This is a genomic window from Streptomyces microflavus (assembly GCF_014650075.1).
Classification (GTDB): domain Bacteria; phylum Actinomycetota; class Actinomycetes; order Streptomycetales; family Streptomycetaceae; genus Streptomyces; species Streptomyces microflavus.
Genome location: NZ_BMUG01000007.1, coordinates 322,688 through 335,324, shown reverse-complemented (window position 1 = coordinate 335,324; position 12,637 = coordinate 322,688). Strand labels below are relative to the sequence as shown.

General features: G+C 72.8%; 16 protein-coding genes. 9 read left to right on the top strand and 7 right to left on the bottom strand.

Going from position 1 to position 12,637, the window contains the following annotated elements; genetic code table 11:
- Positions 1 to 235: 235 nt before the first annotated feature.
- The 3 genes from IE264_RS21985 to IE264_RS21980 all read left to right on the top strand — a co-directional run bounded on the left by IE264_RS21985 (position 236) and on the right by IE264_RS21980 (position 1,943).
- Entirely contained in the window at positions 236 to 535 is a 300-nt protein-coding gene (locus IE264_RS21985) for a hypothetical protein (RefSeq protein ID WP_032759343.1), read from the top strand.
- On the top strand, positions 532 to 756 hold the full coding sequence (locus IE264_RS38050) for a hypothetical protein (protein WP_078618725.1): 225 nt from the start codon (positions 532 to 534) through the stop codon (positions 754 to 756). Before IE264_RS21985 ends, IE264_RS38050 begins: the two co-directional genes overlap by 4 nt.
- A gap of 83 nt (positions 757 to 839) precedes the next feature.
- The gene (locus IE264_RS21980) at positions 840 to 1,943 is read left to right on the top strand and encodes a methyltransferase domain-containing protein (RefSeq protein WP_032759429.1); all 1,104 of its coding nucleotides are present in this window, start codon (positions 840 to 842) and stop codon (positions 1,941 to 1,943) included.
- On the opposite strand, the gene IE264_RS21975 is transcribed toward IE264_RS21980, so the two are convergent.
- The 3 genes from IE264_RS21975 to IE264_RS21965 form a co-directional block, all read right to left on the bottom strand.
- Positions 1,940 to 2,464 (bottom strand): GNAT family N-acetyltransferase, encoded by a 525-nt coding sequence (locus IE264_RS21975; protein WP_032759342.1) that lies wholly within the window; start codon positions 2,462 to 2,464, stop codon positions 1,940 to 1,942. The two genes, IE264_RS21980 and IE264_RS21975, sit on opposite strands and share 4 nt — an antisense overlap.
- 74 nt (positions 2,465 to 2,538) lie before the next feature.
- The gene (locus tag IE264_RS21970) at positions 2,539 to 3,393 is read right to left on the bottom strand and encodes an ABC transporter permease (RefSeq protein ID WP_032759340.1); all 855 of its coding nucleotides are present in this window, start codon (positions 3,391 to 3,393) and stop codon (positions 2,539 to 2,541) included.
- Positions 3,390 to 4,442 carry an ATP-binding cassette domain-containing protein gene (locus IE264_RS21965; protein WP_051821975.1) on the bottom strand — a complete coding sequence of 351 codons (1,053 nt, stop codon included), beginning with the start codon at positions 4,440 to 4,442 and terminating at the stop codon, positions 3,390 to 3,392. Before IE264_RS21965 ends, IE264_RS21970 begins: the two co-directional genes overlap by 4 nt.
- Positions 4,443 to 4,570: 128 nt before the next feature.
- On the opposite strand from IE264_RS21965, the gene IE264_RS21960 reads away from it, so the two are divergent.
- Both IE264_RS21960 and IE264_RS21955 read left to right on the top strand, forming a co-directional pair.
- On the top strand, positions 4,571 to 5,485 hold the full coding sequence (locus tag IE264_RS21960; RefSeq protein WP_032759338.1) for a TetR/AcrR family transcriptional regulator C-terminal domain-containing protein: 915 nt from the start codon (positions 4,571 to 4,573) through the stop codon (positions 5,483 to 5,485).
- Positions 5,486 to 5,516: 31 nt separating this feature from the next.
- Positions 5,517 to 5,918 carry a PPOX class F420-dependent oxidoreductase gene (locus tag IE264_RS21955; RefSeq protein WP_015610458.1) on the top strand — a complete coding sequence of 134 codons (402 nt, stop codon included), beginning with the start codon at positions 5,517 to 5,519 and terminating at the stop codon, positions 5,916 to 5,918.
- A 25-nt stretch (positions 5,919 to 5,943) separates the two neighbouring features.
- Here IE264_RS21955 and IE264_RS21950 read toward each other — a convergent pair whose 3' ends face one another.
- Entirely contained in the window at positions 5,944 to 6,975 is a 1,032-nt protein-coding gene (locus tag IE264_RS21950) for an SdiA-regulated/phytase-like domain-containing protein (protein WP_032759428.1), read from the bottom strand.
- Between the two features lie 112 nt (positions 6,976 to 7,087).
- On the opposite strand from IE264_RS21950, the gene IE264_RS21945 reads away from it, so the two are divergent.
- Positions 7,088 to 7,807 carry a GDSL-type esterase/lipase family protein gene (locus IE264_RS21945; protein ID WP_229887679.1) on the top strand — a complete coding sequence of 240 codons (720 nt, stop codon included), beginning with the start codon at positions 7,088 to 7,090 and terminating at the stop codon, positions 7,805 to 7,807.
- Here the strand turns inward: IE264_RS21945 and IE264_RS21940 are convergent.
- A complete protein-coding gene (locus IE264_RS21940) occupies positions 7,791 to 8,570 on the bottom strand; it encodes an MBL fold metallo-hydrolase (RefSeq protein WP_051821974.1) in 780 nt (259 codons plus the stop codon). The two genes, IE264_RS21945 and IE264_RS21940, sit on opposite strands and share 17 nt — an antisense overlap.
- Before the next feature lie 76 nt (positions 8,571 to 8,646).
- Entirely contained in the window at positions 8,647 to 9,288 is a 642-nt protein-coding gene (locus tag IE264_RS21935) for a TetR/AcrR family transcriptional regulator (RefSeq protein WP_015610454.1), read from the bottom strand.
- A gap of 275 nt (positions 9,289 to 9,563) precedes the next feature.
- Between IE264_RS21935 and IE264_RS21930 the strand changes: the two genes are divergently transcribed.
- Positions 9,564 to 10,598 (top strand): MDR family NADP-dependent oxidoreductase, encoded by a 1,035-nt coding sequence (locus IE264_RS21930; RefSeq protein WP_032759337.1) that lies wholly within the window; start codon positions 9,564 to 9,566, stop codon positions 10,596 to 10,598.
- A 37-nt stretch (positions 10,599 to 10,635) separates the two neighbouring features.
- Entirely contained in the window at positions 10,636 to 11,109 is a 474-nt protein-coding gene (locus tag IE264_RS21925) for a MerR family transcriptional regulator (protein ID WP_190167682.1), read from the top strand.
- On the opposite strand, the gene IE264_RS21920 is transcribed toward IE264_RS21925, so the two are convergent.
- Positions 11,063 to 11,605: a MarR family winged helix-turn-helix transcriptional regulator gene (locus tag IE264_RS21920; RefSeq protein ID WP_051821973.1), complete on the bottom strand. Its 543-nt coding sequence runs from the start codon at positions 11,603 to 11,605 to the stop codon at positions 11,063 to 11,065. The genes IE264_RS21925 and IE264_RS21920 overlap by 47 nt on opposite strands.
- 19 nt (positions 11,606 to 11,624) lie before the next feature.
- On the opposite strand from IE264_RS21920, the gene IE264_RS21915 reads away from it, so the two are divergent.
- Positions 11,625 to 12,539: a DMT family transporter gene (locus IE264_RS21915; protein ID WP_106973134.1), complete on the top strand. Its 915-nt coding sequence runs from the start codon at positions 11,625 to 11,627 to the stop codon at positions 12,537 to 12,539.
- Positions 12,540 to 12,637 lie beyond the last annotated feature (98 nt).

Below are 12,637 nucleotides of genomic sequence, written 5' to 3'. Positions count from 1 at the left end.
CATCAGAGCAGCGTCCTGCGAGGCCACTTGTGGGTGAGGATGTGCAATCGCACTCTCCCCGCACTCCAGACCGGAAGGGCCATTCCCTGATCACCTTGCCAAAGGGCACAGCCGGACCGGACATCGAGTACCGCACATGGCTCGGCCACACCCAGTCCTGCGCCACTTGCCGGGCCGGGGCCTCTTGTCCGACAGCTGTGCGGTTGGGCCGTGCTTGGCGGGAGGCGCGGCGCGGATGAGGTGTTACGCGGAGGAGGGCGTTCACGAGGTGCCGTCCGAGGACGAGACGGGTGCCTGCTGCCCGGAGCATGGGGTGACGTTGTTGTGGCGCGGTGATCCGATCACCGCCGCCGACGTGCCCGAAGGGGCGGTCGTTGCCCTGGACGCGCTGTCGGTGGGTGCGGACGGTCCGTGCAGCCTTGCCTGCCGAAGTGCGTTGGTGACGGACCTGGCCGACGTGCACGCCCTGTGCCGCCTGCCGGAGTGCACCTGCCCGTGCCACGCGGCGGTCGCCGCGCTCCGGGATGCCGGGTGACCCCCGACCTGTCGGTCACGGATGTCCGTACGTGCGAGGCGTGCTGGCGAGCCCCGGTGACCGCCGTCCGGCACACCGCCCACGGCCGGGATCTGTTGTGCCGGGCGTGTGCCGAGGGTGGCTGTCCGCGCCGGGTCGACCTCTTCCCGCCGTACGGGATCTACCGACTGCACCGCCCTCTCAACCAGTCAGCTGCACCGATCAGAGGAGATGGACGATGACCGGCACCCCCGTACCCGTGGACTCCGCCGCAGGAGCCGAAGCCGTCGCCGGACGGCAGCCGGTCGAAGTTCGCCCCGCAGTTATGAGCACCGCGCAGGAGGTACCTACGTACCCATCCCTGGTACAGGAGTTGGCCGACCGTGGGCTGCTCACCGGTCGTTGGCGGCAGGTGTTCGATGCTGCGCCGCGCAGCGGGTTCGTCCCGGCCGATGTGTGGCGGCAGCTCCCGGACCGGTGCGAGCCGGTCGTGGGCACGGACGACTGGCTGGCGTTGGTGAACAGCGACGAGCCGGTCGTCACGCAACTCGACAACGGGGCCGAAGGCGGGCCCGGTATCGCGACGTCGTCGAACTCGATGCCCTCGATGGTGGCCCGGATGCTCGAACTGCTCGAAGTTCAGGACGGTCAGCAGGTGTTGGAGATCGGCACCGGCACCGGGTACGTCGCTGCTCTGCTGTGCGAGCGGCTCGGTGACGACCTGGTCCACAGCATCGAGCTGGACCCGGGCGTAGCCCGGCAGGCGGCCGAGGCGCTGGCCCAGGCCGGGTACCGGCCGCACCTGCGCGTCGGCGACGGCGAACAGCCCTGGCCCGGCCTGGGACCGGTCGACCGGCTCATCGCCACCTGCGCCCTGCGCCACATCCCGTACGCACTGCTCCGACAAGTCCGGCCCGGCGGGATCGTCGTCGCCCCGCTGGCCCGCGAGTTCTGGTCCGGTGCCCTGGTACAGCTCCACGTCCAGGACGACGGCACCGCGACCGGCCCGTTCCGCGGCGGAGCCACGTACATGCCCATGCGAGCCCAACGCCTCCCCGACCTCCACGACGTACACGGGAAGGGGCGGGCGCGTGCCGCAGGTCTGGACCCCGCCCGCCTCCTCGACCTCGGGTTCGCCCTGTACGCGGGGGCCCGGCTCCCCGGCGTACGCCTCATCCACCAGGACACCGACGACGGCGTCCAAGTGTGGGCGACCCGCGAGGACGGCGCCGCCGCGACAGCCGCCACGGGGGAGGAAGTGTGGCAGTACGGGCCCGGGTTCCTCTGGGAGGAGATCGAGCAGGCCTGGTGGGAGTACGAGACGGAAGGCCGGCCCGACGCCGACCAGTTCGGGCTGACCGTCACCGACCGGGGTCAGCACGTGTGGCTACGAGACCCGCACGAGGTCATCCGGCCTGGCAGGCCCTAACGGGCCCCCGGCACGGGCGGGTTGCCCGTCCACCGTCGCTCGCCGTCCTCCCACTCCCCCGTCGGCGCGAGCCCCGCCGCCGACGCCACCGCCTCCGACGCGGCGTGGTCGGGGTGGACATGGGCGACGAGCGTCCGGACGCCTCCGGCCGAAGTCAGGTGTGCCGCAAGGCCCTTCACCGCCTCGCTCGCATAGCCCCGGCCCTGCCACGGCGTCCCGACCACCCAGGCGATCTCCGCCCGTGGCTCCCGTACGGTCGCCTGGACGTATCCGGCGAGGCGCCCCTCCGAACGGACCCGGAGCACCCAGTTCCACCACAGCTCGCCGGGGTCCGGCGAACCGGCGCACTGCCGCTCGTACCGGGACCGCAGTGCGGCCGGGTCCGGCGGGCCGCCCCCGGTGAACACGTACAGCGCCGGGTCCGCGAGCACCGCCGCCATCTCCTCGGCGTACGCCGGATCGAGGGGTAGCGCGTCGAGGCGAGGTGTGGTGAAGGGTTGGGGCCCGGTGGTGGTCGGCACGGCCCTCGACCCTACGCCGACCGCCCGCACCGGGCACCTGGTTTCGGCAGCTCACCGCTGGTGCGCGAGGCGCTTCACCGGCTCAGGCGCCGGAACCGCCGTACCGCCAGCGGCAGGAAGACCAGCGTGATCGCCACCGGCCACACCACCGCCATCAGCAGGGCGTGCTCCTCCACCCCGGTCCCGCCGCCGGCCACCGGGTTGCCGAAGAGTTCGCGGGTGGCGGTCGCGGTCGAGGAGATCGGGTTCCAGGCGGCGACCGTGCCCAGCCAGCCCGGCATCAGGGACGGGGCGACGAAGGTGCTGGAGATCATCGTGAGCGGGAAGGCGACCGCGTACAGCCCGCCCGCCGCCTCCGGGGTGGGGACCAGCAGGCCCAGCCAGACGCCCACCCAGATCAGGCTGAACCGCAGCAGCAGGAGCAGCCCGAACGCGCCGAGGGCGGCCATCACCCCACCGCCCGCGCGCCAGCCGATCAGCAGCGCGGTCACGGCCAGGATGGTCAGTTCGGCGGCGGCGACCACCAGGTCGGCGGCCCCGCGTCCGGAGGCGAAGGCGGAGGGGGCCATCGGCATGGACCGGAAGCGGTCGACGACCCCCTTGCCGGCGTCGGTGACGACGGCCACGGCGGTGTTCATGAAGCCCATGGCCATGGTCATGGCGAACATGCCGGGCATCAGGAACTCCCGGTAGTCGCCGCCTCCGGGCACCTTCATGGCACTGCCGAAGATGTACCCGTACAGCAGGACGGAGAGGATCGGGAAGCCGAGCTGCCAGACGATGGCGGACGGCTGGCGCTGGTAGTGGGTGAGGGTGCGGCGGGTGATGTTCCAGCAGTCGGAGACCGCCCAGTAGGCGAGGCCGTGGTCGCGGCCCGCGCCGGTCGTCGCGGGGGTGCCCGCAGCAGGGTTCTGTTCGAGCGTGGTCATGCCGCCGCCACCTCTCGTGCGTCCTGGTGCTGCTCGAGGTCGTGGGCGTCCGCGCCATGTCCGGTCAGGCGCAGGAACACGTCGTCCAGGCTCGGCCTGCGCAGCCCGATGTCCTCCACGGCGATCCCGTCGTCCTGGAGGCTCCGGGCCACCTCGGTCAGCGCGGCGACCCGGTCGGCGACCTGGGCGTGCACCCGGCGGGTGGTGTCGTCGGTGAGGACGAGCCCTCCCCCGGCGACCCGGCCGACGGCCTTCGCCACCGCCGCGAGGTCGCCCCCGTCCGCGGCGACGACCTCGATCCGGTCGCCGCCGACACGGTTCTTCAGGGCGTCCGGGGTGTCGTCGGCGATGGCCCGCCCCCGGTCGATGACGGTGATGTGCGAGGCGAGCCGGTCCGCCTCGTCGAGGTACTGCGTGGTCAGCAGCACCGTCGTGCCGCCCGCCACCAGCGCCCGGACCGCGTCCCAGACCTCGCCCCGGCCGCGCGGGTCGAGCCCGGTCGTCGGCTCGTCCAGGAAGAGCACGTCGGGCGAGAGGATCATGGAGGAGGCGAGGTCGAGCCGGCGCCGCATCCCGCCGCTGTACTCCTTGGCGCTCCGGTCGGCCGCCTCCACCAGGTCGAACCGGTCGAGCAGCTCCCCCGCGCGGAGCCGGGCCCCGCGGTTGCCCAGGTGGAAGAGGCGCCCGAACATCTCCAGGTTCTGCCGCCCGGTGAGGCCCTCGTCGACGGCGGCGTACTGACCGGTGAGCCCGATCCTGCTCCGTACGCGGCGGGGTTCGCGCCCCACGTCGAGCCCGGACACCTCGGCCCGGCCCCCGTCGAACCGCAGGAGGGTCGCGAGGACCCGTACGGCGGTGGTCTTCCCGGCCCCGTTCGGGCCGAGCAGACCGTGGACGGTGCCGGGGCGGACCGCGAGGTCGAATCCGTCGAGCGCCCGCTTCTCCGCGCCGCCCTTCACCCGGTACCGCTTCACCACTCCCTCGGCGAGCACCGCGTACCCGGACGCGGACCTCGACCTGGTTTCAGGCATGGACTTCGACATGGACATGGAGCAACCCCCTGCTTTCTCCGACCGACCGGAAGCCAACTGAGTACACCGTACCCCAAACTGAGTACGACGTACGTCAATACGGGTACGGCGTACCCAAATCCTCGTCGGCGCATTACGCTGGCCCCATGGCGAAAGACGGATCGACAGCGGCGGCGGACGGCACGACGGCCGGGAGCGGCGACATCGCGCGCAGCCTGGAACTCCTGTGGGGCGCCGGGGAGCGCCCCAGCCGCGGCCCCAAACCGGGCCTCACCCTGGACCGGATCGTCACCGCCGCCGTCGCCGTCGCGGACGCGGAAGGGCTGCCCGCCGTCTCCATGCGCCGGCTCTCCACCGAGCTCGGCACGGGCACGATGTCGCTCTACCGGTACGTCCCCGGCAAGGCCGAGCTCCTGGACCTGATGCTCGACCGGGTGCTGGGCGAACCGCTGTCCGCCGAACCCGACCGCCCCGCCGGCGCCCAGGAGGCCCCCGGCGACTGGCGGGTGGCGATCGACGCCATGGCCCACACCTACCTGGACAACCTGCGCCGCCACCCCTGGCTGCTGAAGATCAACCAGGCCCGTACGGTGCTCGGTCCCAGCGCCCTGCGCGGCCTGGAACTCGCCCTGTCCGCCCTGCGGTCCATGGGGCTGCGCGACCCCGAGCTGATCGGCGTGATCATCACGGTCAACAGCTTCGTGGAGGGCCTCGCCCGTACCCAGGGCGACGCGGCAGAGGCGGTGGCGCAGACCGGGCTGAGCGACGAGCAGTTCTGGGACAGCCAGCGCCCCTATCTGGAGCGGGCCATGCTCAGCGGCGCCTACCCGATGATGGCGGGGATGTCCGAGGACACCTTCAGCGCCGACTTCGACCACTTCGAGTTCGGGCTCCGGCGGCTGATCGCCGGCTTCGAGGCCCTGGTCCAGGAACGGACGGCGGAGCGAACGACGGACCCGGCAACAGAGCCGACGGCGGACCGGACGACGGACCCCACAGCAGAGCCGACGCCGGACCTGACAGCAGAGCCGGCGCCGGACCTGACAGCGGACCGGACATGACAGCGAGCCCGGCCCGTGCCCCAATGGATATATGGACGCCAGCCGGGAGCTAGCCCCCTTCGTGAAGCAGTACGCCGTCCTGCTCAGCACCCACCGGCAGGACGGCACCCCCGTCGGCACGCCCGTCAACATCGCCGTCGAGGGCGATCACGCGTTCATCCGCACGTTCTCCTCGGCCTGGAAGGTCGAGCGGATGCGCAACCACCCGAAGGTGGAGCTCGCCCCGTGCACGGTCCGGGGCAGACCCACGGGGCCGCAGATCACCGCGCACGCACGGCTGCTGCGACCGGGCACGAAGGAGAACACGCACGCGGCGCGGACGCTGTCGCGGAAGTACCCGGTCGTGCAGGGCGTGCTGGTCCCGCTGATGCACCGGCTCAAGCGGGACAGGACGCTGCACTACGAGGTGTGGCCGGTGACGAACGGCGACTGACGGCAGGCCGCGCGTCTCCTTTCAGCTACCCCTGCCCGCGCTTCCGCTTCAGCGCGAACCAGAGGGCCGCCACGCCGACGATGATCACCGCACCGAGCCCCATGCTGCCCTTGCCGTTCTCCTCCCCCTGATCACGGCCGGCCCCCGCGCCCCCCTCGGCCGGGCTCCCGCTCCCGGAAGGCTTCCCCTGCTCCTGGCCGCTTCCCGGCTTGCCGCCCCCCTCCACCTCCACACGCACGACACCACTGCGCGTCCCCTCCGAGCCGAACATCAGGGCCGAGCCGTCCGCCGTGTACGTCACCGACTCGGCCTGCCGCTGGAACGGTGCGGCGACCGCCCGGCTCTCCCCGAGCCGGCCGTCCTCGAAGCCGTACACGCGGGCGCTGAAGTACGAGCGCAGCACCAGCGACCCCCCGTCGGGCGAGAAGGCCCCGTCCGTCACCCACGGCACTTCACCGACCCGCCGGAAGGTGTTGGTGGACCCGGCGGTGAGCTTGGCGGGGCCTTCGTAGAGCCCGCCGCCGTCCTCGTTCTTGGAGGCGATGTAGACGCGCCCGGTCTTGGGGTGGACCATCAGCGCTTCGGCGTTGCGGGCCCCGTCGGCGTACTTCACGTCGTACTGGGTGGCCGTGACCGTGGCGTCGCGAAGGTTCTTGGGCTCGGGAAAACGATAGATCCAGACATGGCTCCAGGACCCGTCCAGGTTGTCCCCGATGTCACCGACGTAGATGTCCCCGTCCGGCCCGATCGAAATGCCCTCCACATCACGCGGCTCCCCCACCCCCCGCATCGTGATGGTCGCGACGGTCTTCCCGGTCCGGGAGTCGACGGCGAAGACGTAGGGCCCGTCGTCGCTGTCGTTGTGCGTCCAGTAGATGCCGGGGTGCAGGCGGCTGGCGGCCAGGCCGCTGGACTCGGTGATACGGGGGTCCTCGATCGTGAAGTCACGGTCGGGCTTCCCGTCGGCGGCGACGGCGGGGCAGGCGGCGCCGAGGAGCAGCAGGAGGGCTGCGGCGGGAACGGCGAGACCTGCCGGACGGCTCGGATACGAACGCATGGCCCAAGTGTCCACGGTCGCGACCGCGTCCACCGCAGGGTCCACTCCCGCCCACCCCACCGTGTCCATCGTCACGTCGCAGGCCACAGCCGTGATCGGCCATGATGACGCCATGCGTTTTCTCCCGGTCGGGGACTCCATGACCATCGGCGCCACCGGCGACTTCACCTGGCGCTACCGGCTGTGGCAGCACCTGGGGGCGGTCTGCCCGACCCCGTACGAGATCGTCGGCCCCCGCACGACGCTGTACGACCCCGAGGCGAACGCCCCGCTCTCCCACGCGTACGCCGACCCGTCCTTCCCGCCCGACGCCCGCAGGCACCTGGCGGGCTGGGGCGAGGGGTGGCTGCACATGGCCCCGGCGATCGCGGACGCGGTGCGCGAGGCGGAGGCGGATGTGCTGCTGGTCTCGCTGGGCCTGATAGACCTCGGGTTCTACACGGACGCCGAACAGACGGCGGCCAACGCCCGCACGTTCATCACGGCGGCCCGCACGGCGAACCCGCACATACGGATGGTGCTGCTCCCGGTGATACCCAACGTCCGGGCCGAGTCGGACGCCCCCTTCGCCGCCTCCTGCGCCCGCTTCAACGAACTCCTCGCCAAGGCCGTCGCCGACCTCGACACCCCGTCCTCCCCGCTCCTGCTGGCCTCGCGCCCCCCGGACTACGACATCCACACGGACACGTACGACGGCACCCACCCCGGCCCGACCGGCGAACACCTCCTCGCCGCCGCCTTCGCCGACGCGATGCACCAGGCGTGGGGGCTGGGCGGGCCGTACGCCCGGCAGCAGGCGCTGGTCGGCGGACCGCTCACTGCGAAGGTCTGACCCACCCCGACACCGGCTCCCACACCGAGCAGTCGTGCGCGAAGAACACCCGCCCCGGTTCGAAGTCCGCCAGCCGGTCCAGCCAGGGCCGGTACGGCGGAAGCGGCGGCGGCACCCCGTCGAGGGCGGCGCGGCGGGCGAGCTCGTCGGAGGCGTAGTGCGAGGCGAAGTCATGGGCCTGCCCGGCGAGGACGACGACCGTGCCGTCACCTTGGCGGACGACCAGCGACTGGTGCCCCTCGGTGTGCCCGGGGGTCGGCACGATCCACACCCCGGGCCAGAGTTCGGCCTCCCCAGAGAGCTCCTCGTAGCGGGCGCCGGGAAAATCGATGAGCGCGTCGATCGTGTACCCGCCCCGGCGCGCGGTCGCCAGCTCGGTCTCCTGCACGAGGACGGGCACCCCTGCCAGGAGGGGATTGCCGCCGATGTGGTCGAAGTGGAGGTGGCAGTTCACGACGACGGTCACATCCTCAAGTGCCGCTCCCGCAGCGGCCAGCGCACCCTCCAGCGGGCGGCGCCGGGGCCGGTAGTGCGCTTCGGCGCCGGGGTCCCCGGCCCCGATCCCCGTATCGAAGAGAAGCCGCCCGCGCTCGTGCTCGACCAGATGGGCGAGCACCGGTTCGACCCTGGGGTGCGGACCGCCCACTTCGGCCGCGGGCCGGACGAAGGAGCCGAGATCGAGACGGTGCACGGTGACGGTCCCAGTCCCGGTCACTGTGACGGTCCCGGCCCCGGCCCTGGTCACGTTCGTACGGTGCGTCATACGGCCAGCCTGGCAGCTCGGCCGAGCGGTGTCCGGGGGCTCTGCCGACGGCAGATCGGCTCGCCCACGGGGCCCCTCACCCCACCGGCTGCGACCCCAGCATCGTCAGCGCCAGTTGCGTCAGCTCGCCGGAGACCTCCTCCGGGCGGGCCCGGCGGCAGCGGCGGGTGTGGTGGGCCATCAGTTCGTGCACCGAGCCGACCATCACCATGACGTCGACGCGGTGGTCCCGGTCCTCCGCCTCCCCCCGCTCCACCGCCCGCTCGGCCTCCCCCGTGAGGAACTCCGTCCACAGCGCCCGCCAGAGCTTGCAGTGCTCGTCCACCACCGCGCTGACGCCCAGCACCTCGACGAAGGTCACCCGTGCCTCGCGCGGATCCCGGGTGACGGATTCCACGTACGCGTCGAAGAGGCGCCGGACGCGATCCGCGATCGAGCACTCGTCGATCCCCTCGGAGTGCAGGACGGCCTCCATGGCCCGCAGGCCGATGGTGGTGACCCGGTTGTGCAGGGCGATGAGCAGCCCCTCCCGTGTCCCGTACTCCTGGCGGAGCACCTCGGGGGTGACTCCGGCCGCCTCGCACAGGTCCGTCTCGGAGGTCTCCCGGTAGCCGACGACGCCGTACAGCTCCCTTGCGGCGTCGAGCAGTTGTTCCCTCGCCTGTGTACGGGCCTGGTCACCGGGCCCCGTCCGCTGAACCGCCCAGCCATCCGCCACCGGTCCTCCTTCAGCGCAAGGTGCGGGAGAGGGCCTCGGCACCTCTGCACGAACCGCCGCCCCATTGTGCTCGCCCCGGGGGCCGCCGGAGTGCCGCGCCACACCCGTTCGGCGGAACACCGTCAAGCCGAAACGCTTCTTCTGCCCCGCGCGATTCACCTTCGGCTTGACCCTGACGTACGGGTCAGGGGTTAGCGTCACCGCACCCGCCGCCCGGACGCCTCCCGCGAGCCGCCGCGGCCCGCCGCCCCGCCGCCCTGAGCCGAGGAGCCCGCATGTCCCTCACCCCGCCGCTGCCCCGTACCGCGCGCGAGATCCGTCTGGTCTCCGTCCCCGACGGGCTCCCCACCACGGAGAACTTCGCCGTCGTCGAAGCCCCACTGCCGACGCCCGCGGCGGGCCAGGTCCTCGTCCGGAACCACTTCTTCCTGGTCTTCCCCGGTCTGCGCACCCTGATCGGGGGCGAGGTCGACGGGGTGCCGCTCCCCTCCCTGAGCCCTGGCGACGCGCTGTTCGGGCCGGCGGTCGGTGAGGTCGTCGCGGTGCCGGAGGGCAGCCCGTTGCGGCCCGGCGACACCGTCACCCACCTCCAGGGCTGGCGGGACCACGCCGTTGTTGACGCCGCCGCCTGCACGCCCGTGGGGGACGTGCTGCCCGACCCGGTCGCGCACCTCGCCCAGGGATCGTCCGCCTACGGGGCCCTGACCCGTCTGGCCGGGGTCCGGGCCGGCGACACCGTCCTGGTCACCGGAGCTGCCGGAGCGGTGGGCACCCTCGCCGGCCGGATCGCCAAGCTGCTGGGCGCCGGGCGGGTGATCGGCACCACCCGGTCCCCCGGCAAGGCGGAGCGCCTGGTCTCCGAACTCGGTTACGACGCCGTCCTCCTGAGCGGCTCCGAGCCCCCCTTCGCCGCCCAGCTCGCCGCGGCCGCACCCGAGGGCATCGACGTCCTGCTGGACACCGTCGGCGGCGAACAGCTGACGGCGGCCGTCGGCGCGGCCCGGCCGGGTGCCCGCTTCGCCCTGGTCGGGGCGTTGTCCGGCCAGTTGTCGGCGCGGCGCGCGGGCGGCAGTGCGCCCGCCGAGATCGACACGTTCCGCATCGTCGTCAAAGGGCTCTCGCTGCGCGGCTACAGCGGTGGCGACCACCCCGACGTCGAACAGGAGTGGACCGGACGGTTCGGGGAGTGGCTGCGCTCCGGCGAGATCACCTTCCCCCACACCCGTGTCCCGGGCATCGATCGCGCCCCGCGGGCGTTGCAGGAGTTGATCGAAGGGCGGCATTTCGGTGCCGTCGTCGTGGAGTTGTAGCGGCAGCGCGGTGCCAGGAGCGGACGGGGTGGGCGTCATGCGGATCGGTGAGGCGGCAGCGGCGGCGGGGTGCACCCCCAGGGCGCTGCGGTTGTACGAACAGCGCGGGCTGCTCCCTCCGCCCGGCCGCACCGCGTCGGGCCAGCGCGACTACCGGCCCGCCGAGGTCGCCCGGCTCCGCGTCATCCGGGAGCTGCTGGGCTCCGGCTTCACCATCGAGGACCTGCGCTCCTGCGCCGACCGCCTCCACCTCCTCACCCAGGACCCGCCGCCCCGCTGCGGGGCCGCCGACGCCCCGGAAGGCTCCGGCTCCGGTGTCGTCGGCCGTCGGCTCGCCATCCTCGACGCCGAGATCGACCGCCTCACCCGGCTCCGCGAGGACCTCGCCCGCCGGGCCTTCGGGGACAGGGCGGCCTTCGAGGACAGGGCGGGCGCCGACCCGCAGCCGTACGAGCCCGTTTCGGTCACGCACCGCTCCCCGGCGGCTCCACCCGCGCCAGCCACCCCGTGAGAAGCCTCTCCAGCTCCGCCGCCGCCTGCGGCTCCAGCGCGTCAAGCAGGTTCCGCTCGTTGCGCATGTGCTCGGTGAACGCCCGGTCGATCAGGGACCGGCCCGCCGGGGTCAGCGCCACCACCCGGCCCCGGCCGTCGGCGGCCGAACGGCGCCGGGTCACCAGGCCGGCGCGCTGGAGGCGGTCGATCCGCTTGGTCATCGCCCCCGTGGTGACCATCGTGTGCGCGGCCAGCTCGCCCGGCGCCCGCTCGAAGGGCTCGCCGGCCCGGCGCAGCGCGGCCAGGACGTCGAACTCGCCCTCCGACAGGCCGTGGGCGCTGTAGACGACGTCGAGGCGGGCGGTCAGGAGGTGGCCCAGGCGGTGCAGACGCCCGATGACGGCCTGCGGGGAGACGTCCACGTCCGGGCGCTCCCGCGCCCACTCGGCCTGGATGCGCGCCACGTGGTCGGGTCCCGCGCCTTCCGGAGCGACGTCACGAAAATTACCTTCCATGGAAGGCATAATAGCTTCCATGGAAGGTAACCTGAAATGGTCGCTGGTCACGGCCGTCGCCCCAGTGGCCTGGGGCACGACCTACTTCGTCACGCGGGAGTACCTGCCCGAGAGCCACCCCCTGTACGGCGCCGCCTTCAGAGCCGTCCCCGCCGGGCTCCTCCTGCTGGCCGTCTGCCGGAAGCTGCCGCGCGGGAGCTGGTGGTGGAAGTCCCTGGTGCTCGGCGCCCTGAACATGAGCGGCTTCTTCGCGCTCGTCTACGTGGCGGCGCAGCGCCTCCCCACCAGCCTGGCGTCGATCATCATGGCCCTCGCGCCCCTCTTCATGATGATGCTCGCCTGGCCGCTGGTCGGTGAGCGGCCCGGCTGGAAGCACCTCGCCGGGGCCATGACCGGCGTCGGCGGCGTCTGCCTGATGGTGTTCACGGCGAGCGGGCCGGTGGACGCCATCGGCATCCTCGCCTCCGTCGGGGCCATGGCGATGTCCTCGTACGGGTACGTCCTGGCCAAGCGGTGGAGCGGCGAGGTGGACGTACTCGCCGCCACCAGCTGGCAGTTGCTCGGCGGCGGGCTGCTGCTCCTGCCGTGCGCGGCCCTCGTGGAAGGCGGGCCACCCGCGCTCGACGGCCCCGCGCTCCTCGGCTTCGGCTACCTCGCCGTGGTGGCGACGGCCATCGCCTTCGCCGCCTGGTTCCTGGGGCTGAAGCACCTGCCGGCGGGGACGGTCGGTCTGCTGGGGCTGCTCAACCCCGTGACGGGCGTGCTGCTGGGGCTCCTGCTCGCCGGTGAGAGCCTCTCCGGGCGGCAGGTCTGCGGCCTCGTGCTCACGCTCTGCGGGGTGGTGCTCGGCCAGCGCGCCGCCCGGCCGGCCCGCCCTCCGCGCACCACTCCGGGGGCGGCCGAGGAGCCTGCCCGCACCACCCGGTCACCGTGACCGGCCAGCCCCCTCACCGCCACCCCCTCGCCGTGAACTCCGCCCTCGCCGTCACCCCTTCACCGTGAACTCCCCTCTCACCGTCACCCCTTCGCCGT